17 protein-coding genes are annotated in these 24,091 nt (G+C 72.8%); 14 read left to right on the forward strand and 3 right to left on the reverse strand.

Annotation, left to right across the window (positions count from 1 at the left end):
* Positions 1–341: 341 nt before the first annotated feature.
* The 10 genes from CAP_RS19965 (at position 342) to CAP_RS45025 (ending at position 14,702) form a co-directional block, all read left to right on the forward strand.
* Positions 342–1,049, forward strand: coding sequence for an RNA polymerase sigma factor (locus CAP_RS19965; protein WP_269324445.1), 708 nt, complete (start codon positions 342–344; stop codon positions 1,047–1,049).
* Entirely contained in the window at positions 1,046–2,476 is a 1,431-nt protein-coding gene (locus CAP_RS55030; protein WP_081865065.1) for a FecR family protein, read from the forward strand. Before CAP_RS19965 ends, CAP_RS55030 begins: the two co-directional genes overlap by 4 nt.
* Positions 2,477–2,478: 2 nt before the next feature.
* Complete coding sequence (locus CAP_RS19975) at positions 2,479–3,645, forward strand: hypothetical protein (protein WP_156040961.1); 1,167 nt, start codon at positions 2,479–2,481, stop codon at positions 3,643–3,645.
* A 119-nt stretch (positions 3,646–3,764) separates the two neighbouring features.
* Positions 3,765–4,760 (forward strand): hypothetical protein, encoded by a 996-nt coding sequence (locus CAP_RS19980; RefSeq protein ID WP_044243443.1) that lies wholly within the window; start codon positions 3,765–3,767, stop codon positions 4,758–4,760.
* 144 nt (positions 4,761–4,904) lie between these two features.
* Entirely contained in the window at positions 4,905–6,293 is a 1,389-nt protein-coding gene (locus CAP_RS19985) for a hypothetical protein (RefSeq protein ID WP_081865066.1), read from the forward strand.
* A 136-nt stretch (positions 6,294–6,429) separates the two neighbouring features.
* Positions 6,430–7,515: a hypothetical protein gene (locus CAP_RS53795; RefSeq protein WP_231511576.1), complete on the forward strand. Its 1,086-nt coding sequence runs from the start codon at positions 6,430–6,432 to the stop codon at positions 7,513–7,515.
* A gap of 216 nt (positions 7,516–7,731) precedes the next feature.
* Positions 7,732–8,874 carry a cyanophycinase gene (locus CAP_RS19995; protein ID WP_052375538.1) on the forward strand — a complete coding sequence of 381 codons (1,143 nt, stop codon included), beginning with the start codon at positions 7,732–7,734 and terminating at the stop codon, positions 8,872–8,874.
* Between the two features lie 150 nt (positions 8,875–9,024).
* A complete protein-coding gene (locus tag CAP_RS50660; RefSeq protein ID WP_197041262.1) occupies positions 9,025–10,851 on the forward strand; it encodes a hypothetical protein in 1,827 nt (608 codons plus the stop codon).
* A complete protein-coding gene (locus tag CAP_RS20005) occupies positions 10,829–11,815 on the forward strand; it encodes a LamG-like jellyroll fold domain-containing protein (protein WP_044243447.1) in 987 nt (328 codons plus the stop codon). Before CAP_RS50660 ends, CAP_RS20005 begins: the two co-directional genes overlap by 23 nt.
* Before the next feature lie 175 nt (positions 11,816–11,990).
* Positions 11,991–14,702 carry a serine/threonine-protein kinase gene (locus CAP_RS45025; RefSeq protein WP_052375539.1) on the forward strand — a complete coding sequence of 904 codons (2,712 nt, stop codon included), beginning with the start codon at positions 11,991–11,993 and terminating at the stop codon, positions 14,700–14,702.
* 189 nt (positions 14,703–14,891) lie between these two features.
* On the opposite strand, the gene CAP_RS20015 is transcribed toward CAP_RS45025, so the two are convergent.
* Entirely contained in the window at positions 14,892–17,147 is a 2,256-nt protein-coding gene (locus CAP_RS20015; RefSeq protein WP_044243449.1) for a bifunctional salicylyl-CoA 5-hydroxylase/oxidoreductase, read from the reverse strand.
* A 51-nt stretch (positions 17,148–17,198) separates the two neighbouring features.
* Positions 17,199–17,873, reverse strand: coding sequence for a SpoIIAA family protein (locus CAP_RS45030; protein WP_156040962.1), 675 nt, complete (start codon positions 17,871–17,873; stop codon positions 17,199–17,201).
* On the opposite strand from CAP_RS45030, the gene CAP_RS20025 reads away from it, so the two are divergent.
* The 4 genes from CAP_RS20025 (at position 17,872) to CAP_RS20040 (ending at position 22,228) form a co-directional block, all read left to right on the forward strand.
* Positions 17,872–18,600, forward strand: a complete 729-nt coding sequence (locus CAP_RS20025) for a hypothetical protein (protein ID WP_044243451.1) — start codon at positions 17,872–17,874, stop codon at positions 18,598–18,600. The genes CAP_RS45030 and CAP_RS20025 overlap by 2 nt on opposite strands.
* Positions 18,597–19,778: a phosphotransferase family protein gene (locus tag CAP_RS20030; protein WP_044243453.1), complete on the forward strand. Its 1,182-nt coding sequence runs from the start codon at positions 18,597–18,599 to the stop codon at positions 19,776–19,778. The genes CAP_RS20025 and CAP_RS20030 overlap by 4 nt, the downstream gene beginning before the upstream one ends.
* A 113-nt stretch (positions 19,779–19,891) precedes the next feature.
* Positions 19,892–20,992 (forward strand): alpha/beta hydrolase, encoded by a 1,101-nt coding sequence (locus tag CAP_RS20035; protein WP_156040963.1) that lies wholly within the window; start codon positions 19,892–19,894, stop codon positions 20,990–20,992.
* Positions 20,993–21,088: 96 nt separating this feature from the next.
* Positions 21,089–22,228: a M14 family metallopeptidase gene (locus tag CAP_RS20040; protein ID WP_044243455.1), complete on the forward strand. Its 1,140-nt coding sequence runs from the start codon at positions 21,089–21,091 to the stop codon at positions 22,226–22,228.
* A gap of 57 nt (positions 22,229–22,285) precedes the next feature.
* On the opposite strand, the gene CAP_RS45035 is transcribed toward CAP_RS20040, so the two are convergent.
* A complete protein-coding gene (locus CAP_RS45035) occupies positions 22,286–24,013 on the reverse strand; it encodes a choice-of-anchor L domain-containing protein (RefSeq protein ID WP_156040964.1) in 1,728 nt (575 codons plus the stop codon).
* Between the last annotated feature and the right edge of the window lie 78 nt (positions 24,014–24,091).

Raw genomic sequence — 24,091 nt, forward strand, 5'->3', positions numbered from 1 at the left:
CCTCCATTTCCTGGCACAGGATGTGCGCCCCCTGCGAATGCAGGGGTGCTCGCGCTATTCACACGGGACACACCCGGCATTGCGATCCTCCCCACCTGCGCTTGACCTGAACCGCGTCTACCAGGGACGCCCCCGCCAGAGACTGCACCCACCAGAGAGCACATCGTCCGCGACCGCTTCTCCCGGACACCCCGCCTGTCCAGCCGGACGCCCCTCCTGTCCAGTGGCGCTGGCCCTCCCGCGTTCACTCCCGCGCTTCCTGCCCCCCATCGGAATCTCCCCTCTTCCCTACCCTGTCGATTCTTGAGCCGCGGCGCCCGGGAGTGGCCACAGCATCTCCCGTGACCAGCCATCCGCGACCTCCCTCGGCGAGTGTGCCTCCGGCCCCGCCGGGGCGGGTGGGGGAGGCGCGGCTTGCGCGGGGGGCGGTGCAGGCGCTTCCGCTCGCGGCCACCAGCGATGAGGCGCTGGCGCGGGCGGCGGCGGCGGGGCATCCGGGGGCGGCGGCGGTGGTGTGGACGCGGTTTGCGCCGCTGGTGCGCAGGCTCCTCCGGCGCACGCTCGGGCCGGGGGACGAGGTCGAGGATCGGGTGCAGGACACGTTCCTGCGCTTCTTCCGGTCGGCCGGGGAGCTGCGGGATCCGGCGCTGCTCCAGAGCTACATCGTGGGGATTGCCATGCGGGTGGCGCGCGAGGAGCTGCGGCGGCGGAGGCTGCGGCGGTGGCTGCAGCTCACGCCCACGGGGGTGCTGCCCGAGGCGGCGTGGAGCGGGGTGGATGCGGGGGCGCGGGCGGCGGTGGCGCGGCTCTATACGCTGCTCGATGGGGTCGATGATCGGGCGCGGATGCTCTTCGTGCTGCGGCACATCGAGGGGCTGGAGCTGACGGAGATCGCGGCGGCGATGGACACCTCGCTGGCCACGGTGAAGCGGCACCTCGCGCGCGCGTCGCAGCGGATCCTGGCGGCGGCGCAGCGGGATCCGGAGCTCGCGGCGTACCTGGAGGCGCCCGGCGGGGAGAGCGCGGCACGGCTGGGAGGTGGAGCATGAGCGGTCAGGGGCCGGAGCGCGCGGGGGATCGGTGGGCGGGCGCGGAGGGCGAGGTGAAGCTCGCGCGGCTCGGGGATCTGGCGCGGGTGGGGCTGCCCGAGGTGGACGACGCGGCGCGGGACGCGGCGGGGCAGGAGCGGCTGGTGGCCGCGGTGGTGCGGGGGGCGGGGCGCGAGGAAGGGCGGCGGCGGGCGATCACGCGCGGGGCGACGGTGCTCGCGGCGGCGGCGGCGATCGCGGCGGCGGTGGCGGTGGTCTGGTGGCCTTCACCCATCGACTACGCGGTGGAGAACGGGACGACGACGGCGGAAGGCTACGTGGCAGCTCCTGCGGGAGGCGAGGCGCGGGTGCGCTTCACGGAGGGCAGCGTGGTGGTGCTCGCGGCGGGAGCGTCGATGCGGGTCGGTGAGCGCGGGCGCGAAGGGGCCCGGGTGGCGCTGGAGGGCGGGCGCGCGTCGTTCGAGATCATGCGGCGGACAGGGGCGCGGTGGTCGGTGGAGGTGGGGCCGTTCGTCATCGAGGTGACCGGCACGGCGTTCGACGTGCGGTGGTCGCGCGAGGCGGGGGAGCTGGTGGTGCAGCTCCGCGAGGGGGCGGTGGTGGTGCGGGGGCCGGTCGCGCCCGAGGGGGTGTCGATGCGCGCGGGGCAGCGGCTCGTGGCGCGGTTGCAGGAGGGGGCGCTGGAGATCCAGAGCGGGGAGGCGGCCAGGATGGACGACCTCGGGGCCGGGGTCGGGGTCGAGGGAGCGCGCGCGGCAACGGCGGGGGCGGTGGAGGGCGGGGCGGCAGGGAAGGACGCGAACGCGCAGGGGACGGGCGCGGAAGGCGCGGGCCCGGAGGGCACGGAGGGGGCGGGGGCAGAAGCGAACGCGCAGGGGACGGGCGCGGAGGGCGCGGGCGCGGGCGCGGGCGCGGAGAAGGGTGGGGCCGAGGGGGCGGTGGGAGGGGCGGCGAAGGGCCACGAGGTGGCGCGGAGCTGGTCGAAGCGGGTGGCCGAAGGAGATTTCGGGGGGGTGCTCATGGACGCAGAGACGCGGGGGATCCAGTCGGTGCTGGCGCAGGGTTCGATCGACGATCTGTCGGCCCTCGCGGACGCGGCGCGGTACACGGGGCGGTCGGAGCTGGCGCGGAAGGCGCTCCTGGCCATGCGCAAGCGCTTCGCGGCGAGCAGCTCGGGGCGCGCGGCGGCGTTCCTGCTCGGGCGCATGGCGGATGGCTTCGCGCCCGCCGAGGCGATCACCTGGTACGACACGTACCTCGCCGAGTCGCCCGGGGGAGCGTTCGCGGCGGAGGCGCTCGGACGGAAGATGGTGGCCACGCAGCGCACAGGTGGACGCGCGGCGGCGCGGCCCATCGCGGAGCGTTACCTCGCGCGGTATCCACGCGGTGGGCATGCCGCCGCAGCGCGCGCTCTGCTAGAGCCGTAGGGGTGCGCCAGAGGCCCCACGCGAGGATCATCGTCCTGGGTGCGATGCTCGTCAGCGTGGGGAGCACGGGGAACGCCGCGGCCGGTGAGCCCGGAAAGGGCGCGGGATCCGCGGCGAGGCAGGCGGGGCGTCCGCGGGTGGTGCTCGTGGGGGGCGAGGCGACCGCGCGCGAGGACGAGGTGCTGCGGGAGGCGATGACGCGCCTGCGCGCGGAGCTGGGCGCCGCAGGGTTCGAGGTGGTTGAGGCGGGGCGACGCGCAGCGGGAGGCGCGGGCGCGGCGGGAGGCGCGGGGGCAGCAGGAGGCGCGGGAGCTGCGGGGAAGCCGATCGATCTGGCGCAGGTGGCGCGGGCGTCAGGCGGCGTCGCGGTCGCGAGGCTCCGGCGCTCGCCAGGTGGGGCTTCCGTGGATCTGTGGACGGTCGAGGGAGGAGAGGGCGCCGCGGTGCGCACCATCTCTGCAGAGGGGGCGTCGGCGCCGTCGGTGGTGGCGGTGCGGGCGGCGGAGATCCTGGAGGCGAGCCGGATCCGGCTGGAGCGGGCGCGTCCTCCGGCGGACAAGGGCGCGCAGGAACCACCGCCAGGTGCGGTCACGGAGGGGGCTGGAGGCGCTGCCGCGCAGCAGGCCAGAGGTCCGCTGCACGGGGGGATCGGCGTGGAGGTGGGGGCGGTCGTGCTGCAAGGAGGCGGGGTGGGGCCGGCCGTGGGGCCGTTCGTGCGGGTGGAGGCTGGAGCAGCGCTGCCCGGGCGATCCAGCGGGGCGCTCGCGGTGCGGGTGAGCCTGGTGGGCCCGACGTTCGCGCCCGCGCTCACCGGAGGCGCAGGCACGCTCGCGGTGCGCCAGGAGATGGCGATGGCGGAGGCGGTGTACAGCCTGGAGGCGCTCGGGCCGGTGGTGCCGCGGCTCTCGGCGGGGGTCGGGGTGTACCACCTCCACGCGGCGGGAGAGCCGGTGCCGCCGTACACGGCAGCGTCGGGGGAGGTGTGGTCGGCGCTGGGGGCAGCGGGGGTGGGGGTCGGGGTGCCGCTGGGGGCGCGGGTCGCGGTGCTGCTGGACGCGCAGGTGCTGTTCGCAGAGCCGCGGGCCGTGGTGCGCCTCGCGGGCGAGCCGCTCGGCGCGCCAGGGCGGCCGAGCGTGGGAGGGTTCCTGGGGCTGGTGGTGAAGCTTTGAGGGGCAGTGGCCGGGCCTCTGCATTTTCTTGAGCCGTGGACGCGCGGTGCTGCCACAGCCCACGCAGGACCGACCCGGCATGCACGCCTGCCGGTCCCTGACTTGCTCCTGGAGGACTCATGCGCTTCGTTCGGCTTGCCACGCTCGCCCTCGTCACCGTGACCTGCGGGGTCGGCCTCTCGGTGGGGTGCAGCGACAAGGGCGTGGACGGCGCGGATACGGCCGGGAGCGGGGCCGGGAGCGGCACGCTCACGGGCGGGGGCAGCGCGGGCGGCGCGGGCGGCGCGGGGGTCGGGGGCGCGGGCACGACCTCCACGACGGGGGTGGGGGGCGCGCCGACGCACGAGGCGCCCTGCCAGAACCAGGTCTACGCCTGCGGGAATCTGGAAGACGACGATGGCGATGGGCTCGTCGACAACCAGGACCCTGACTGCCTCGGCCCCTGCGACAACACCGAGGGGAGCTACTACGGGGGGATCCCGGGTCAGGCGGGGCCGCCCTGCATCGTGGACTGCTACTGGGACTCGAACTCGGGCGCTGGCAACGACGACTGCACGTGGACGCACCGGTGCGACCCGAACGAGGTGGCCCCGGGCTATTACCCCGAGCCGGAGAACGGGGCGTCCTGTGCGTACGACGCGGGCGCGATGTACCCCGGCTCGAACGCGAGCTGCGGGGATTTGCAGGACGCGCAGTCGCAGCAGTGCCACGACGTCTGCGGGCCGCTCACGCCGAACGGGTGCGATTGCTTCGGGTGCTGCGAGCTGCCCGCGGGCAGCGGCGACCACGTGTGGCTCGGCTCCGAGGGCGCCGATGGCAACAGCGTGTGCACGGCCGCCGACCTCGGGGATCCGACGAAGTGTCACCCCTGCATCCCCGTCGACTCCTGCTGGAACGACTGCGGGCCCTGCGAGGTGTGCCTCGGCAAGCCGTCCCCCGATCCTGGCTGCGACGCGGGCGGGAGCGGCGGCAGCGGCGGCAGTGGTGGGAGCGGCGGCAGCGGCTCGGGGCAGCAGTGCGCGGACGGGGTGCAGCCCTGCGGGCTCGGTGGGCAGGACCCCTGCCCTGTCTACACGTACTGCATCACCGGCTGCTGCCAGCCCGTCCCGCAGTAAAGGGCGCTGGCGCCGCGCGTGGTGGACGCGGGCCCGAGGGTGGGCGTGGCCGACCTGCGCCCGCACCTGCGGGTGAACGACTTGCAACGCGCGGCAGCGCTGACGCGACGCGCTTGATCCCGGATGCTGGAAAGGAGATCGCTCATGACGCTTCATCGCTCGTCTTCCTGGTTCCTGATCGCTTCCATCCTCGCGTACGCCTTCGCCGCCTGCGGGGGCGACGAGGACGGCAACGAGGCGCCCGAGAGGTGCTCGGTGCTCGACCAGACGGGGTGCGCCGCCGGCCTGGCCTGCGAGGAGGTGGAGGGGGGCGGGCCTGGGTGCTTCGCGCCGGTGACCTTGAAGGGGCGGGTGCTCGACGCCCTGGAGATGGCGGGCCTCGCGGGGGCGCGGGTGATCGCGCGCGACGCGAACGAGGCGGCGCTGTCGCGGGTGGCGGTGAGCGGCGCCGATGGGGCGTACACGCTGCAGGTGGCGGCGAGGCGGGACAGGGACGGCAAGCCCGTGGCGGCGAGCGTGACGCTGCGCGCCGATGCGTCCGGGTACGAGACGTTCCCGAGGGCGCCGCGGGTGGCGCTGCCCCTCGATCTCGCCACGGCCACGGGAGATCCGCCGCGGATCGAGACGGTGGCCACGGACATCGCGCTGCTCGGGCTGCCGGACGTGGCGGGGCTCGGCACGGTCTCGGGCGCGGTGGTGGCCGAGAGGCCAGGGGGGACGCTGGTGGTCGCGGGCGGGGTGACCGGCGCGGCCGACGTGGACGGGGCGTTCACGGTCTTCAACGTGCCCGCAGGGGACCACGAGGTGCGCGGCTACGCGGGCGGGCTGCAGCTCGCGCCCGCGGCGGCGACGGTGCGCGCCGGGGAGGAGACCGGAGGCGTGCTGCTGAACAGCCTCGGCGCGGCGACGGCCGTGGTGCGGGGGAAGGTGTCCATCGTCAACGCGCCGGGGGGCAGCGAGACGAGCGTGATCCTGGTCGTGAAGGACACCTTCGTGGAGGCGACGAAGCGCGGCGAGGCGCCGCGGGGGCTGCGCGCGGGGGGCGTGAGCGGGGAGTTCGCGATCGAGGGGGTGCCGGACGGGACGTACAAGGTGCTGGCGGCGTTCGAGAACGACGATCTGGTGCGCGATCCGGACACCTCGATCGGGGGCACCGAGATCCTGGAGATCACCATCGCCGGGGCCGATCACGCTGTGGATGCGACGTTCAAGGTGACGGAGGCGCTCGCGGTGCTGAGCCCCGGGGCCGAGGGGCTGGAGGAGGTGTCGGGGACGCCGGAGCTCGCGTGGGCCGACGACTCCAGCGAGGGCGGGTACACGGTGCAGGTCTTCGACGTGTTCGGGGACCTGGTCTGGGAAGACCTCGATGTCCCCGAGGTGAACGGCGGCGGCGAGGTGCGGGTGACCTACGGGGGTCCGCCGCTCGACGCGGGGATGATCTACCAGTTCCGGGCGACGTCGATGTCGAAGGGTCAGAACCCCACGCCCCTCTCGCAGACCGAGGATCTGAAGGGTGTGTTCGTCTACCGCTGAGGGAGAATGCGGCTCCCGGGACCGCCGCCCGGAAAAACAGCGGGAGCGTGTAAGCTCCTCCGGGCGCCCCCGTTCTCCCCACAGTCGGCGCGGTTGGCGCGGTCGGTGCGGGTGCTTGGGCGGCACGGAGGGTGACATGGGCAGGATGCGGCGGATCGGTCTTCTCTTGGTGGCGGCGTGCTCCCTGGCCGTGCTGGGCTGCAGCGGCAGTCAGGTGGCGGGTAGCGGGGGCACGACGCCGAAGAGCGCGGCGGAGGGGCCGTCGGGCAGCGAGGCCGGAGGGAGCCGTGACGGCGACGTGGGCAATGGCGCCTCGGGCGAGGCCAAGGCGCCTGAAGCACCGGCTCCGGCGGAGCCTGGGGGTGCGGACGATGGCCTGGGGAGCGCCAGCGCGGGGCCTGCGACGCAGGGAGCCGCAGGTGGGCGTGCGGTGAGGCCGACCCAGCCGGCCCCGGCGCCACCTCCGGCGTCGACCCCGGCGCGGACCGATGGCGCGGGGAGGTTGAGCAAGAAGGAGTCGGCTCCGCCGGGGGACGAGGTTGCGGCCACGCAGCCGCCGCGGGCGAGGCCCGGGCTCGGGACGGAGTGGGGGGAGACGCGCACCTCGCGGATCACCACGGCGCCGTTCGTGCGCGCCGATCCGACGTCGCCGTTCGCGCTGGTGAGCCTGAGCTACAACGACGAGCAGGGGGCGCGGGCGATGGCGGGGCTCACCGGGTTCCAGCGCACGGCGGCGCAGGCGTTCACCGTGGCGAGCGGCGCGGTGCAGCTCGGGCTGCGCGGCGAGGCGGGGCAGTTCCTGAGCGGGTTCACGGCGGAGGGGAACCGCTTCGTCGTGGGGGAGCACGGGATGCGGTACAGCATCGTGCTGCGCAACCTGACCTCGGAGCGCTTCGAGTGCGTGGTGTCGGTGGATGGGCTGGACGTCATCGACGGGCAGGCGGCGGCGTTCCCGAAGCGGGGGTACCTGCTCGAACCGAACGGGGAGCTGGTGATCGATGGGTTCCGGCAGAGCGCGGACGAGGTGGCGGCGTTCCGGTTCGGCTCGGTGCGCGGGTCGTACGCAGGCAAGAAGCATGGGGACACGCGGAACGTGGGCGTGATCGGCGTCGCGTTGTTCCACGAGCGGGGGGCGACGCTGTGGACGCCGGAGGAGATCCGGCGCCGCCAGAACGCAAACCCGTTCCCGGGGCAGTTCGCGACGCCCCCTGGCGTGCCGTGAGAGGCATGCCGTGAGGGGCGTGCCGTGAGCGCGGACGAGCGCAGACGAGCGCAGACGAGCGCAGACGAGCGCAGACGAGCGCGGACGAGCGCAGACGAGCGCGGACGAGCGCGGACGAGCGCAGACGAGCGCAGACGAGCGCCGTGAGATGCGGGCGAGGAGGGGGCGTGCCGGGACGCGGTTGACGTGGTCCCGGGCGCGGCGGATGCTCGCCGGATGCATCGTTCCACCGCCCTTGCTTCGCTCCGACCCTGGCTCGCGTCGCTGCTCGCGCTGACGCTCCCCTGCTTCGCGATCTCCTGCTCGTCCGAGGACGGCGGGACCGGGGGCTCCGGCAACGCGGGGGCCTCCGGCAACGAGGGCGGCGCGGGTGGCGCGGGCGCGGGTGGCGCGGGCGAGGGCGGCGCGGGCGGCGAGGGCGGAGGGTCCGATGGGGCGCCGCCGGTGCCGGAGGACCTGGTCCACTACGTGACGGGCAACGCGCTGGACGCGGACGTGACGCCGACGGGGCCGGCGCTGCTCCTGATGGGCGGGTCGGCCGAGGTGATCGAGTCGCTGGAGTGGTGGATGCCGTTCGCGGCAGGCGGAGACGTGGTGGTGCTCCGGACCAGCGGGGAGGATGGGTACAACGACTTCCTGTACTCGGACATCGGCGGCTGCGACTCCGTGGAGACGATGCTGGTGACCAGCCGGGAGCTCGCGAACGATCCCTACGTGGCGTTCCGGGTGCGGAACGCAGAGGCGGTGTTCCTCGCGGGCGGGGACCAGGCGACGTACTTGAACAACTGGATGGGGACGGCGGTGGAGGACGCGCTGATGGAGGCCTGGGGCCGGGGCGCGGCGCTCGGGGGGACCAGCGCGGGGTGCGCGGTGCTCGGGGAGTTCATGTTCGCGGCATACGTGGACACGGTGTACTCGAGCGAGGCGCTCGAGGATCCGTACAACGAGTTCATGACCCTGGAGCGGGGGTTCCTGCCGCTGCCGCCGCTCGCGGGGGTGATCACCGATCAGCACTTCGCGGCGCGCGACAGGATGGGGCGGCTGGCGACGTTCCTGGGGCGCCTGATCCAGGATGGCTGGTCGACGGCGCCGATCGGGCTGGGCGTCGACGAGTACACGGCGGTGGCGATCGATCCGGAGGGGGTGGGGCGCGTCTACGGGGAGGGGGCGGCGTACCTGATGAAGACGAGCACGCCGCCGACGTCGTGCGAGCCCGGGGTGCCGTTCGCGATGTCGGGGCTCACGGTCCACAAGCTCGTCGCAGGAGACACGGTGGCGCTGCCCGCAGGGACCACCGACGTGCCGGGGCAGGCGCTCGCCGTCGAGAACGAGGCGCTGATCCCCGCCGATCCCTACTGAGTGCGGCCGCGCTGAGTGTGGCCGCGCTGCTCGCGGCCGGTCACAGCGGATCGCGGCTGGTCGCGGTCGATCACGGCTGGTCGCAGCGGGATGCAGGTTTTAGGGAGTCGCGGGTCGCCGTGGTAGGCTCGGCGCCGGACTGTCATGGCCATGCGTCTTCGCTTCGCCCGCCGTGCCCTGCTCCCCGCAGGGGCCCTCGGCCTCGTCGCCGCGCTGCTCCAGGGCGCCTGTTCCCACCCCTGGGACGACTACGATCCGCGCGTCGGAGAAGGCACGGGTCCGACGAGCGGGACGGGGGCCGGGACGCCGGGAGAGGCGTGTTCGCTCGGTGATGTGAGGGCCTGTTACACGGGAGCTCCAGGGACCGAGGGGACGGGGATCTGCACGGGGGGACTGGTGGCCTGTCAGGCCGACGGGACGTTCGGCGCGTGCCAGAACCAGCAGCTCCCGGCGGCGGAGACGTGCGACGGGCGCGACGAGGACTGCGACGGGGAGGTCGACGAGCAGGGGAGCTGCTACGGGGGGGCCGAGGGGACGGCGGACGTGGGGGTCTGCCGCCGGGGGTGGCTGTTCTGCGATGTGGGCGACGGGGGGATCTGCCTCGGGGAGGTGCGCCCCAGCCTGGAGGAGTGCGTGAGCGGCGTCGCGGTCGACGAGGACTGCGACGGGGCCGTGAACGATCACTGCGCGCTCTGGAGCCGGCGCTTCGGGGGAGACGGCGACGATGTGCCCTACGCGTTCGCGCTCGACGGGTCGGGGGCGCTGCTGCTCGCAGGGGCTTTCGCGAGCGATCTGGACTTCGGGAGCACCACGCTGAGCAACCAGGGTGGGAACGACGTGTTCGTGGCGAAGCTCGACGGGTCGGGCGAGGCGGTGTGGAGCACGAGCTTCGGCGATGGGGAGATCCAGGAGGCGCGCGGGCTCGCGGTGGATCCGGGCGGGTTCGTGTACGTCACGGGGAGGTTCGAGAGCACGATGGACCCGATGAACGGGAACCCGGTGCTCACGAGCGCGGGCGCGAACGATGTCTTCCTGCTCAAGCTCGATCCGGACGGCAGCGCGGTGTGGGGTCAGCGGTTCGGCAACGCGCTGAACCAGGCAGGTCTCGCGGTCGCGGCAGACGCGGGCGGGGCGGTGGTGGTGGGGTACTTCAACGGGGCGATCACCCTGGGGGCCGAGACGCTCACGAGCGCCGATGGGGAAGACGGGTTCGTGTTCCGCGTCGATGGAGACGGCGAGGTGGTGTGGCAGCACCGGCTCGGGGGGGCGCTCAACGACAGGGTGACCAACGTGGCGCTCGCAGCCGATGGGGAGGTGGTCGTCACGGGGTTCTTCTCGAGTCAGCTCACGGTGGGCGATGCGACGTTCCAGGCGGCGGGGACGCAGGATGGTTTCGTGGCCAGGTTCGGCGCCAACGGCATGCCCCTGCAGGCGACGGCGCTCTCGGGAGCCGGGGCGCAGCAGACCGAGGCGCTCGCGGTGGGGCCGGACAAGCAGGTGATCGTGGGGGGGTCCTTCGGGGGAGCGATGGACATCATGGGCCAGACCGTGCAGGCCGAAGACGCGGCCGACGGCTTCGTGATCCTGCTCGACGGCGGGGGGAGCCCGGTGTGGGGGCACGCGCTGCAGGGCGCCGGGGAGCAGATCTTCCGGGCGGCGACGTTCGACGGCGAGGGGAACGCGCTGCTCGGGATGACGCTGGAGGGGCAGGTGGACTTCCAGGGCGAGGCGCTGCTCAGCGCAGGGGCGGGAGACATGCTGGTGCTGAAGCTGTCGCCCGCGGGAGAGAAGGTGTTCGCGCGCCGCTTCGGGGACGTGGCGGATCAGGATCCGCGGGTGCTGGCGCTCGACGGGTCGGGCAACCTGGTGCTCGTCGGGGACTGCGTCGGGACGGTGGACTTCGGGAGCGGGGCGACGGGGACGGCGGCGCAGCTTCAGGACCAGGAGGACATCTGTGTGGCGAAGCTGGCGCGGTGATCAGGTCGGGGCCTTCGCGGGCATCGGCGCGCTCGTCGGGGCACTCGCAAGCGGGCCCGTGGCATGCTCGGGGGGCAGCACGCCCGGAGGCAGCGGGGGCGCCGGGGGCGAGACGGGGTCCACGACGAGCCCGAGCGGGACCGGCGGTACGGCAGGATCGGGCAGCGGTGGGTACGGGGGGGCAGGCAGCGGGACTGGCGGAGAGGGCGCGGGGGATCTGGGGAAAGGCGCGCTCGTGGACCGGGATCTGCTGGTCCGGTACTTCATCGACGAAGGGGGAAGCGGGGCGGCCACGGGCACGCTGGCCGACGCAGCGCTGGATCCGCTGCCGCTCGCCGTCACGGGAAGCAGCGCGCTCAGCTTCGTGACGGAGGGCGGCCACCGGGGCTTCGGGTGGAACGTGAGCGGCGACTCGGGGCGGGCGTCGGTGGCGGTGCCAGGGTCCAAGCTCGAGGCGCGGCTGAACGGGTCGCAGCAGGGCACGATCGAGGTGGTCGTCGACATCGACGCGGTGGTGAGCCAGAGCTCGCGGATCAGCCACATCGGGTTCGACGAGCAGTCAGGGTCGTTCTCGCTGACCTCGAACAGCACCTCGCGGCTGCAGTTCCGGTGGAACAACTCCATCCTGGCGGGGAGCTGGCCAGTCGCGCTGCCAGCCCTGGGGCGCGCGGTGGTGCACGTCGTGCTGGACACCACGCAGGAAGATCCAGAGGCGCGGCTGCGGCTGTACGTGAACGCCTCGCCCATGCCGCGGGTCAGCGGCGCGGTGCCGACGCAGGACGCGCTGGTGGCGCTGGTGCCAGACACCCACTACGTGCTGGGGAACCGGGAGGTCGGGCTGCGCTCGTTCAAGGGGTCGATGTTCTACGCGGCCATGTACACCGCGGCGCTGAGCACCGAGGAGGTGCTCCACAACACGGCCCTGCTGCTCGTCAACGACGATACGCCCTCCTCGACGCCGTGACCCGACCGCGCAGCCCACGGCGGTGCCGCGGCAGACGCACTCCAGGCTTTTCCCGACACGCGCAGCCCGCGCGGCCCACGAGGCAGGAGGCGCTGGCGAGAGACCTGGGACGTACGCAGGCCGTACCGCGCGTCTGGACACACGCTCCCCGTCCAGTATGCAATGATGGCTGCCGATGCGATTCACACCGGGCGACACCTTCGACCGGTACGTCATCGAGGAGAGCCTCGGTGCGGGAGGTATGGGCGAGGTGTACCGCGCCCTCGATACCCGACTGCACCGTCACGTGGCCCTCAAGGTGCTGAACAGGGTCCTCGACGTGGCGCCAGAGAGCTGGCGCGGGTCCGCGAACCCCGTGCTCCGCGAGGCGCGCGCCGCCGCAGCCCTGAACCATCCGAACGCGGTGTCGCTGTTCGACGTGGGCGAGCACGCGGGAGCCCCGTACCTGGCCATGGAGCTGGTCGACGGGATCCCGCTCCGGCGGTACATCGGCGCAGGCATCCCCCAGATCGTGCTGCTGCGCTGGCTGCTCGACGTGGCGCGCGCGCTGGCCGCCGCGCACCGGGTGGGGGTGGTGCACCGCGACGTGAAGCCAGAGAACGTGATGCTCCGCAGCGACGGGGTGATCAAGGTGCTGGACTTCGGCATCGCGCGGCGGGTGCGCTCGGCCTACACGCCGCCCTCGCACGACACCGACGACGACGTGACCTCGACCCTGACGAGCCCCGGGAAGCTGCTCGGGACACCAGCCTACATGGCGCCAGAGCAGATCCGTGGAGAGGACTCCGATCAGCGGGTCGATCAGTTCTCCTGGGGGGTGACGGCCTACGAGGTGCTGTCGGGGAAGCTGCCGTTCGGGCATGGGCGAGACATGCTCGCCGTGGTGGCCGGGATCCTCGGCGACGCGCCGCCGCGGCTCCACGAGGCGCCAGAGCCGCTCTGGGCCATCCTCGCGCGGACGCTGGAGAAGCGGCGCGAGGACCGCTTCGCGTCGATGGACGAGGTGGTGGATCTGCTGGAGGAGTTCGTCCTCGGGGAGCAGAACGCGCCCTCCAGCCGCCGGATGAGCGTGATCATGGGCAAGGCGTCGGACCTGCCCCCGCTGGCCGATGCGAACGTGCGCCGGGATGCGGCGACGCTGAGCGCGCCCCCCGGGACACCATCTCCGCTGTCCCAGCACCGCAAGAGCCACCGGTGGCCCCTGGTCGGCGCAGCGGCAGGGGCACTCGGGGTGGCCGTGGCCCTCGCCGCAGGCTGGGCACCGTCGTCGTCGTCCGAGCCGGCGGGAACCACCTCCACCAGCGCGCCCGCGGCGTCCCCGTCCCCGGCGTCGCCCTCGACGACCCCCGTCCCCATCACCGCCCTCCCCTCCCCCCAGACCGCGAGCACCCAGGCCCTCGTCGCCTTCCGCGAGGGGCTGCAGGCATTCCGGGACGCGCAGTGGTCGGTGGCCCACCAGGCCTTCGCCCGCGCCGAGAAGCTCGATTCGTTCTTCGCCGCCGCGCACCTGCGCCTCGCCCAGACATACCGGAACACGGGCAGCCCGGAGGCGCGCATGCACCTGCAACGGGCCATCTCGCTCCGGTCGTCGCTGTCGCCGCGGGACGAGGCGCTGCTCGAGGCCTACGAGCCGCTGATCATGCGCGATCCGGAGGACCGCGACGAGAGCCTGCGGCGCTTCCGGGAGGCGTCGCGCCGCTACCCCGGCGATCTGGAGCTGCTGCACCACCTGTCGATGTTCGTGCGCTCGACAGACCCCGCCGAGAGCCTCGACGTCGCCACGCGCTGCACCGATCTCGATCCGAAATACGCCGATTGCTGGCAGGCGAGGAGCCGGGCGCTGACGCTGCTCGGGCGCAGCGGGGAGGCCTACGACGCCATCGAGGAGTGCATCCGGGTGTCCCCGGCGGCGACCGACTGCATCGGCGATCGGGGTCTGATGCACGAGCGCGCCGGCCGCTGCGATGAGTTCGAGCAAGACACGCGGAGCTACCTGACCCAGGCCTCGACGCTGTTCTCGCGGCACATCGAGCTGGCCACGGCGCTCTACGCGCTCGGGAGGCCCGTCGCCGCGGTGCGCGCAGCCCTGGAGCAGCACCAGACGCAGGTGTCCGCAGAGTACGCGGAGAACTCGCGGGCACTGCACCACCTGTACCTGCAAGCCCTCACCGGCGATCTGCGCGGGGCCGTGCGCGAGGCGCGCGATCTCGCCCAGCGGAGCGATACGATCGCGGTGACCCGGCGGGTGAGCGCGCAGTTCATGATCGCGCTGCAGCGCGAGCTGGGAGAGGTGCACCAGGCAGGGCGCGACGCGGCCGAGCTGCTCGGGAGCCTGGAGGTGCACCGGCGCACGGTGCCGCGCATCAACCGGGAGACGACGGTGCTCCTCCTGCACGCGCAGCGCGAGGCCGAGCAGATCAGCCGGGCGCAGTACGTGGAGCGGCGCGAGGCCTGGGTCCAGGGCTGGGAGCCGCGGACGGCCGGGGAGATGCGGTCGATGCTGTGGATCCAGGCCTACGCGATGCCCGCGAGCACGCCCGCCGACGCGGAGGAAGCACTGGCCGCGCTGCCCCGCTTCACGCCGCTGCCGCCCGCCAGGACCCTGGAGACAGAGGCCGCGCTCGGGAAGCTGTACGTGCTCGCCGGTCGCTCCGCCGAGGCCATCCCGCACCTGACCGAGGTGACCCGCTCCTGCTCGGCGCTGCGGCTCCCGGTGACCCACACCGTCGCGCACCACCACCTGGGTCTGGCCCGCGAGGCCCAGGGCGATACCGCCGGCGCCTGCGCCGCCTACCGTCAGCTCCTCGACCGCTGGCCCCCCAGCTCCGGCTCCCTCACCAGCAAGGCCACCTCCACCCGCAGCCGCGCCCTCGGCTGCGTACCTTAAAAGCAGGGGCCTGCAGCCCCTACGCTCCCGATGGTCGCTACCCAGCGTGAGCGGCGGGATTGGGGAGAGGGGGCACACCAGAGCTGACCGGGAAAGCGTCGCGAGCGCCCCGCGGCCAGGAAGGCCGACCGAGGAATCCACAGTGGATTTCGAGGGAGGCCGACCGACGACGCGGGGCGCGCAGCAGCTTTACCGGGGAGAAAAGTCCTGGGCGACCATGTACTGGCTGGGCCAGGGGAGGGGGAAGCCCTGGTCGCGGGCCGCGTGGCGGGTCCAGTAGGGGTCGTAGAGGTGGGCGCGGCCGAGGCAGCAGAGGTCGGCGCGCTCCGCGGCGAGGACGCTGTTCACGTCGGCCCAGGAGCTGATGGCCCCCACGGCCATGGTCGGGATGCCGACCTCGTGCCGCACGCGGTCGCTGAAGGGGACCTGGTAGAGGCGACCGAAGGCAGGGCGGGCCTCGGCCACGGTCTGGCCCGAGGAGACGTCGACGATGTCGCAGCCATGCTCCTTGAGCATGCGGGCAACAGCCACAGCGTCGTCGGGTTCGAGGCCCCCGGGCGCCCAGTCCGCGGCCGAGATGCGCGCCGACATGGGCCTCTCCGCAGGCCAGGCCGCGCGCACCGCGTCGAAGACCTCCAGGGGGAAGCGCATGCGCTGGGCGATGGCGCCGCCGTAGGCGTCGGTGCGGCGGTTGGTGAGCGGGGAGATGAAGCTGGCCAGGAGGTAGCCGTGCGCGAGGTGCAGCTCCAGGAGGTCGAAGCCGGCCTCGACGCAGAGCGAGGTGGCCCGGGTGAAGTCGGCGATCACCCGGTCCATGTCGGCGCGGTCCATCTCCTTGGGGAGGTCGCTGTGCGGGAAGTAAGGGAGCGCCGAGGCCGAGAGGAGGGGCCATTTGCCGCCTTCGAGGGGCTGGTCCATGCCCTCCCACATCAGCCTCGTGGCGCCCTTGCGGCCGGCGTGGCCGAGCTGGATGCCGATCTTGGCGGGGGTGTGGCGGTGGACGAAGTCGACGACGCGCTGGAAGGCGCGCGCGTGCTCGGCGGTGTAGATGCCGGCGCACCCCGGGGTGATGCGCGCCTCGGCGCTGACGTCGGTCATCTCGGTCATCACCAGGCCAGCGCCGCCCATGGCGCGGCTGCCGAGGTGCACGAGGTGCCAGTCGTCGATGGTCCCCTCCTCCGCCGAGTACATGCACATCGGGGAGACGACGACGCGGTTGGGCAGGAGGAGGCCCCGGAGCTTGAAGGGGGTGAACATCGGCGGCGGCGGCTCTCCGCGGGGGGTGCGGGAGATGGTGCAGCCGCTCTGCCGCTCCGCGAGGCCGGCGAAGCGCGCGTCGACCTGAGCCACGAAGGCGGGGTCGCGCAGCTTGAGGTTCTCGTGGGTGACCCGCAGGCTGCGCGAGAGGAGGCCAAAGGCAAAGGGCAAGGGCTCCATGCCCAGGTAGCGCTCGGCGCTCTCGAACCACGAGAGGCTCACCTGCGCGGCCCGCTGGGTGCTCTGCACCGCCTTCTGCCGCTCGTCCTCGTAGGCGGCGAGCGCCTCCGGCACCGTCCTGCGCTCGGTGAGGGCCCTGGCGAGGGCGATGGCGTCCTCCATGGCGAGCTTGGTGCCGGAGCCGATGGAGAAATGCGCGGTGTGCGCCGCGTCGCCGAGGAGCACCATGCGGTCGTGGTGCCAGCGGGCATTCTTCACGGTCGGGAACTGGCGCCACACCGAGCGGTTCTTGAGGAGGCGGTGGCCCTTCAGCTCCTCGGCGAAGAGCCGTTCGCAGTAGGCGAGCGTGGCGTCCTCGTCCCCCGAGGCGAGCCCCGCCCGCGCGAAGGTGTCCGCCGAGCACTCCACGATGAACGTGGAGCGGCCCTCTTCGTAGCGGTAGGCGTGGACCATGAAGAGGCCGTCGCGGCTCTCCTTGAACCAGAAGGTGAAGGCGTCGAAGGGATAGGTGGTCCCGAGCCAGACGAAGCGGTTCGGCCTCTCGTCGATCTGCGGCTTGAACCAGGCCGCGAACCGGGTGCGGAGGGCGCTGTTCACCCCGTCGGCGACGACCAGGAGGTCCACCCCCGGGAGCGTGGCATCCGGGGGGATCTCCTGCTCGAAGTGGAGGTCGACCCCGAGCCCGCGCGCGCGCTCCTGGAGGATGGCGAGGAGCGTCTGGCGGGAGAGGCCCGAGAAGCCATGCCCCGTCGAGCGGAGCATCTGCCCGCGGTACTGGATGTCGATGTCGTCCCAGTGGGTGAACTGCCGGGTGATGGCCTGGTACGAGGGCAGGTCGGCCTCGGCCAGGTTCTCCAGGGTGGCGTCCGAGAAGACGACGCCGAAGCCGAAGGTGTCGTCGGCGCGGTTGCGTTCGAGCACGGTGATGGTGCTGTCGGGACGCGCCTTCTTCATGAGCAGCGCGAAGTACAGGCCCGCCGGACCTCCCCCGATGCAGACGATGCGCATGGGCCGGCTATTGCGCATCGGAACGGGCGGGGCAAGCCGCCATGCGTTCCCTCACCCGTTCATGTGCTGGACGGGCGGCGCGGCGTCCTGGCGCGGTCCGTCCTTCGCGAGCGAAAGGAGCCAGGCCCTGGCCTCCACTTCGGTGTCGAAGAAGCTGAAGGGGACGACCCGGTGCGGCGCGAAGACCTGGAAGGCGCCCATGAGAAGGCGCAGGAAGACCCGCGCGTGGAAGGGCGCCCCGAACACCCCGATGCCCCGGTACGGGATGAGCGCCGCCTCGCGGGCCGCGATCTTTCTGACCTCGGACGACATCGCCTCGGCCTCGGTCAGGTCGAGGAGGAGGCAGACGAAGGGCTGGCCCTCGGCGCCCTCCCGTAGCTCCGCCGCGAGCTCCAGCAGGTCCACCTCGTCCATGTCCCCGCGGCAGGTCGCCTTGAACAGCCAGGGCGACTCGAACCCCACGGAGTGTCTCCCGATCCGCCGCTCCCCCATCGCAGCATCCCCCTTGATCCCCCATCCTGCGCCCGCGGGCACGCCGCCGTCCACCGCCAATGCCTGGTGCTCCTCCGAAGTCCGTCGCGGCGTGCGCGCGACGCGCCGCAGCGCCACCCACCTGCGGAGCCAGCCGCGACGCTGCACCTCCAGCCCACCCGTACATCTCCCGTGGCGCCCGATGGAGACCAGCGCGCCTCGACGTCCGGAGGCGGCGCTGGTATCGGGGGCCATGCCTCGGATCCGCGCCCTCGTCGCCCTCGCCCTTGCCTTGTCGGCAGCCACCGCCTGCCAGAGCGAGAAGGCGTCGTCCTCCGCGGCGGAGCCTGCCGCCGAGAAGCCGGGCGAGGCGCAGGACAAGGAGGCCGCCCGCGCGCTGTTCGTGCGCTACCGCGACGCCATCGCGAACCGCAAGGGCACGGAGGCGGTGGGCGTGGTCAGCGCGAAGACCATCGCCTACTTCGAGGCGACGCGCGTCGGCGCGCTCAAGATGTCGGCGGCCGAGCTGCGGACCCAGCCGCTCATGGATCGGCTGATGATCCTCATCCTGCGCGGCCGCATCCCCAGGGCCGATCTGGAGCGCTGGACGGGCAAGGACCTCTTCGCCGTCGCCGTCGACAACGGCTGGGTGGGCGACAACGTGAGCACCGTGGAGCCCGCGGAGATCCGCATCAACGGCGACGAGGCGCTCATCGGCGTCAAGGCCGGGACCGAGGCGCTCCCCGCCGGATCCGGGTTCCAGGCCCAGCGCGAGGCCGGGGGCTGGAAGCTCGACGTGATGAGCATCCGCGATCTCGCCGAGCCAGCGCTGGAGGCGCAGCTCAGGGAGGTGGATCCGGACCTCGATCGCGCCATGATGGCCCTGCTCTCCGTCCTGCTCAAGAAGAAGGTCGACGAGTCGATCTACGAGCCGCTCATCAGCGCGCCCGCGCCCGCGCCCGGCAATGGCACCACACCATGACGCTCACGCCCTCCGATCAGCCCCTCACGCCCACGCACACGCCCACGCAGGCCCTCACCCCTCCCGCCCAGACCCGTCCGCCACGCGAGGCCCATCGCCTCGACGAGGCCTCCCTCGGGCGCTGGCTCGGGAGCCACGTCGACGGCTGCGAGGGCGCCACGGTCACCGTCCGCCAGTTCAAGGGCGGCCAGTCCAACCCCACCTACTGGATCGGCGTCTCCCACGGTGGCGGCGAAGGAGACGGGGGCGAGGCCTCGGCCCTCACCCAGCAGCTCGTGCTCCGCAAGAAGCCCCCGGGTGACCTCCTCCCCTCGGCCCACGCCGTCGAGCGCGAGTACCGCATCATGCGCGCCCTCGCCGATACCCCCGTGCCGGTGCCACCCACGCTCGCCCTCTGCGAGGATCCCGCGGTCATCGGCACGCCCTTCTTCGTGATGCGCTACGTCCCCGGCCGCATCTTCTGGGATCCGAGCTTGCCCGAGGTGAAGGACGCGGCCACCCGCCGCGCCATCTACGCCGACTTCATCCGCGCCCTCGCCGCGCTCCACACCGTCGACCCCGCCGCCGTCGGCCTCGGCGACTACGGCAAGGTCGGGGGCTTCATCGAGCGCCAGGTGCAGCGCTGGTCGAAGCAGTACGAGGCCTCCCGGACGGGCGAGGTGCGCTCCATGAACGCGCTCATGGCCTGGCTCGCCGCGAACACCCCGGCGCGCGACGAGACCACGCTCATCCACGGGGACTACCGCATCGACAACGCGCTCTTCTCGCCCGAGGAGGAGGGCGGTTCCGGTGAGCCACGCCCTCCGCGCACGCTCGCGATCATCGACTGGGAGCTGTCCACGCTCGGCCACCCCGTCAGCGACCTGGCGTATCTCTGCATGGGCTACCACCTGAACCTCCCGGGCCGCGGGAGCCTCGTGGGCGTCGACTTCGCAGCGAGCGGCATCCCCAGCGAGGACGAGCTGGTCGCCACCTACTGCGCGCTCACGGGGCGCGACCGCATCGACGACTGGCCCTACTTCATGGCCTTCGGCATCTTCCGCCTCGCGGCCATCGCGCAGGGAGTCTACAAGCGGAGCCTCCAGGGCAACGCCAGCTCCGACGACGCCAGCATGTTCGGCGCCGCCGTCGGTACCCTCTCCGAGCTTGGCTGCCGCATCGCCGGCGTGACGTACTGAGGCGCCCCCCGGAGGCGCCACCCAGAGGCGCCACCCAGAGGCGCCACCCAGAGGCGCCACCCAGAGGCGCCACCCAGAGGCGCCACCCGGAGGCGCCACCCAGCGAGGTGTTCGTGAAGCCCTTTCAGTTGAGTGATCTCCAGGATCGATTGGACGCCCTCCCGGCCCTCGGCCTCGAGCTGCAGCGCCGCGCCGCCTATGCCCTGCTCCATGCGCCACCGCGCCTCCTCCGCGCCCTGGTCGGGCCCGAGAAGCGCTCTCCCGAGGGCCACGTCCTCGACCTGCAGATGCAGGTGCTGATCTACATCAACGAGCGCCTCGGCGGCGCCCTCGACGCGACCGAGGATCCGGTGGAGGCGCGCAAGCGCATGGACGAGGGCTCCCGGTTGATCACGCCCCGCGTGAGCCCCGCGCCCGCCCACGAGGACCGCCGCATCCCCGTGGAGAACGGCTCTCTCCCCGTGCGCATCTACACCCCGCCCTCTGCGGGATCGGCCCCCCTGCCCGTGGTGGTCTTCTTCCACGGCGGGGGCTTCAGCCGCGGCTCGCTGGTGTCGCACCACGGGGAGTGCCAGGGCCTCGCGGTGAAGGCCGAGGCCATCGTGGTCGCCGTCGATTACCGCCTCGCCCCCGAGCACCGCTTCCCCGCTGCCGTCGACGATGCCCTCGCCGCTTTCCGCTGGGTCGCCGAGCACGCCGCCACCTTCGGCGGCGATCCCACCCGCATCGCCGTGGCGGGTGACAGCGCAGGGGGCAACCTCGCCGCCGTGGTCGCCCGCGAGACGCGCGGCGATGCGCACAAGCCGGTGTTCCAGCTCCTCGTCTACCCGGCCACCGACATGACCCGCTCCCTCCCCTCGCATCGCCACTTCCGCGAGGGCTTCTTCCTCACCGAGGCGAGCATCAACATCTTCCTCGCCGCCTACCTCAACAGCGAGGCCGAGCAGCGCGATCCGCGCGCCTCCCCGCTGCTCGCCGGGGATCACGGCGGCCAGCCCCCCGCGATGGTCCTCACCGCCGGCTTCGATCCTCTGCGCGACGAGGGCGACGCCTACGCCAAGGCGCTCGCCGAGGCCGGCGTCCCCGTCGAGCACCGCTCCTACGAGGGCCTCATCCACGGCTTCTTCAACATGTCGGCGATGGTCGATGCGGCGCACCATGGCTTCGATGACGCCGCGCGCGCCCTTCGCCGGGCCCTTCACCCTCTCGGCTGATCCACGCCGTCCGACCGACGCAGCGCAGCACGCCGTCGACGATGCGGCGCGCGCTCTCCGGCGTGCCCTCCACGCCTCGCCGTGAGAGCATGACGCATGCAGATCGACTGCGACTTCGACGGCGGCAGCATCGAGATCCTGAACGCTTCGGACCCCTCCTCGGTCGCGCTCGCGCTCCGCGGCGACAACGCCGCCGAGTACATGCAGTGGTTCTACTTCCGCGTGCGGCACGCCGCGGGCGTCGCGTGCACCTTTCGCATCGTCAACGCGCGCCAGGCCTCGTACCCGGGCGGCTGGTGGGAGTACGGGGTGTGCGCCTCGTACGATGGCGAGCACTGGTTCCGGGTCCCCACCGAGCACGACGGGCAGGTCCTCGCCATTCACCACCGCCCCGAGCGCGACGTGGTGGCCTACGCCTGCTTCGCCCCCTACCCCACCGACCGCTACGAGGGGCTCCTCGACCAGGTGCGCGCCTCTGGACAGCAGGGCAGGCCCCTCGGCGTCTTCGAGGTCGGCAAGAGCCTGGAGGGGAGGCCCATGAACGTCATCGTCTGCGGCGACCAGGGGCGCTCGGTGCCGCGCGTCTGGATCATCGCGCACCAGCACCCCGGCGAGACCATGGCGGGGTGGTTCATGGAGGGCGTGGTGCGGCGCATGCTCGACGAGGGCGATGGGGTCGCGCGCGGCCTGCTGGACAGGGCCGTCGTCTACCTGGTCCCCCGCATGAACCCCGACGGCTGCGCGCGCGGCAACCACCGCACCAACGCCGCCGGCCGCGATCTGAACCGCGAGTGGCTCTACCCCGACCGGAGCGCCGCCCCCGAGGTCTTCCACGTGCGCGAGGCGATGCAGGCCGGCGGCGTCGATCTGTTCCTCGACGTGCACGGGGACGAGTCCATCCCCTACGTGTTCGCGTACGGGGCCGAGGGCGTCCCCAGCTACACGCAGCGCCTCGCTTCGCTCGAAGAGCGCTTCGCCGCCACGCTGGAGCGCATCGACGGCGAGTACCAGCGCGCGCGCGGCTACGAGCTGGACCCCCCGGGCAAGGCCGACCTCCGCCTCTCGTCGCTGTACGTGGCGGAGCGCTACGGGTGCCTGGCCCTGGGTCTGGAGATGCCGTTCAAGGACAACGCGAACCGTCGCGATCCGCACCTCGGCTGGTCACCGGAGCGGTGCCGCCGCCTCGGGCGGTCGACGCTGGAGGCCGTGCTCTCCTGCATCGACGCCCTGCGCTGAACCCGGCCTCCCTGCAGCGAGGGGGCCAAAAGGCCCCTGCTCCAGGGCCTGCCGGGCTCACTCGGTGCCGACGACGACGTTGGAGCCGTCGGCGATCCAGCGGAAGTTGTCGATGAGGGTCGTCGAGTCGAGGGCCTGATCGCCCGTGTCCCAGATCGTGAAGCGGATGGTGAACTCCTGGCCGCCGGTGATGGGGGCGGAGGTGGTCAGCCAGCCCGTTCCTCCTGCGTCGTCCCAGGTGTTGAAGCCCGTGCCCGCCATCTGGGCGGTCCCGAGCGGGCAGCCGTTGCAGACGTCGAAGAACGCGATGTTCACGCTCACCGGGTTGCTCTGCGAGTCGAAGGAGATGTTCCCGTTGATGGAGCCGACGGGGGGCGGGTTCACCAGGGCGATGAACTGATCGTTGTAGGCCGAGCAGACGTACTCGGGGTACTCGAACGAGTAGAACTTGAAGTTGAACCGGTAGCCGGTCGCGTTCGTCGGCGCCCGCAGCGTCACCTGCAGGCCGATGTCGTCCCTGATGAGCGACGACCCCGCGCAGTTCGGCACGCTCTGCGGGAAGCCGGGGGGCGCCGTCCCGTTGCCGAGGCCGTTGCAGGTCAGGGACCCGCACGCACCGGGCTGACCCGGGATCCGGGCGCGGCCGGACGAGATGGCCAGCATCCGCGCCCCTCCCTGCGGCATCACGTTGGGGCCGAAGTTCGGCTGGATCCCGCGCTGCTGCGCCCCGCCCGTGGTGACCACGCCGTTCGCGCGCACGTAGTTGGCGCCCACCACGCCCCAGGACTTGGGGCCCGTTGACGTCTTGCAGAGATCCACCGCCCACGCTCCATGCAGCGGATCCGCGTCGTCCAGCGCCAGGTTGGCGTCGCAGGTGGAGGCGACGTTGTCGATCGTCCCGTCGCAGTCCTCGTCGACGTTCGTGCCGGCGACCTCGATCGCGCCCGGGTTCACCCGCGCCGGGACGCTGCACCCGTAGGCCGTCGAGTCGCAGCAGTCGCCCTGGCACACCGTCCAGCCGTCGCCGTCCTCGTCGGGCGAGTTGTCGACGACGCCGTTGCAGTCGTTGTCGAGCCCGTCGCCGCACACCTCGAAGATGGGGAACACCTGCCCGTAGCAGGGGCCCCAGCCCGTGCCGCTCGTCGAGCAGGTCCTGGTGCCCGCAAGGCAGGTTCCCATCCCCGCGGTCCCGGGCGGCCCGTTGTAGCAAGTCTGCGTCTCGCCAGGCGCGCAGGGGCAGGATCCAGCCGCCTCGCAGCCGTCTGCGGCGTCGCCGTTGCAGTCGACGTAGCCCGCCTCGCAGGCGCCCATCACGCACGCCCCGGCCGTGCAGCTCACCTCGGCGTTCGCCATCCCGTCGCACGAGGTGCCGCACGCCCCGCAGTGCGCGGTGTCGCTGCTGGTATCGACGCAGCTCGTCCCGCAGCACACCTGGCCCGCGGCGCAGGTGCTGCCGTCGCCGCCGAGGCACGCGACGCACTGCCCCGTCGCCAGATCGCAGAGCGGCGCTGCAGGGTTCGCGCTGCAGTCCTCGGCGCAGCTCTGGACGCCGCCGCCGCCCTGCCCGCCGACGCCGCCGACGCCGCCGACGCCGCCGCCGACGCTGTTCCCAGCGCCCTCTCCCGACGCATCCCCACCGCTGCTGCCCGAGCCCCCCGCGGCGGAGCACGCGGCGAACGCCCCTGCAGCGAGCGCCCCCAGGACCAGCGAGCGCGCGGCGAAGCCGAGCGCGCGGTGCACCGGAGGAGAAGTGGGACGGCTGGTGGAACGGGGTCGCGCCGGCATCGAGGCCTCCTTCGTCGGCGCGGATGAAAAGCTCCACGCCACGATCCCGCAGCGTACCGGATCCACGCACGCACCTGA

Source organism: Chondromyces apiculatus DSM 436 (assembly GCF_000601485.1).
Classification (GTDB): Bacteria; Myxococcota_A; Polyangia; order Polyangiales; family Polyangiaceae; genus Chondromyces; species Chondromyces apiculatus.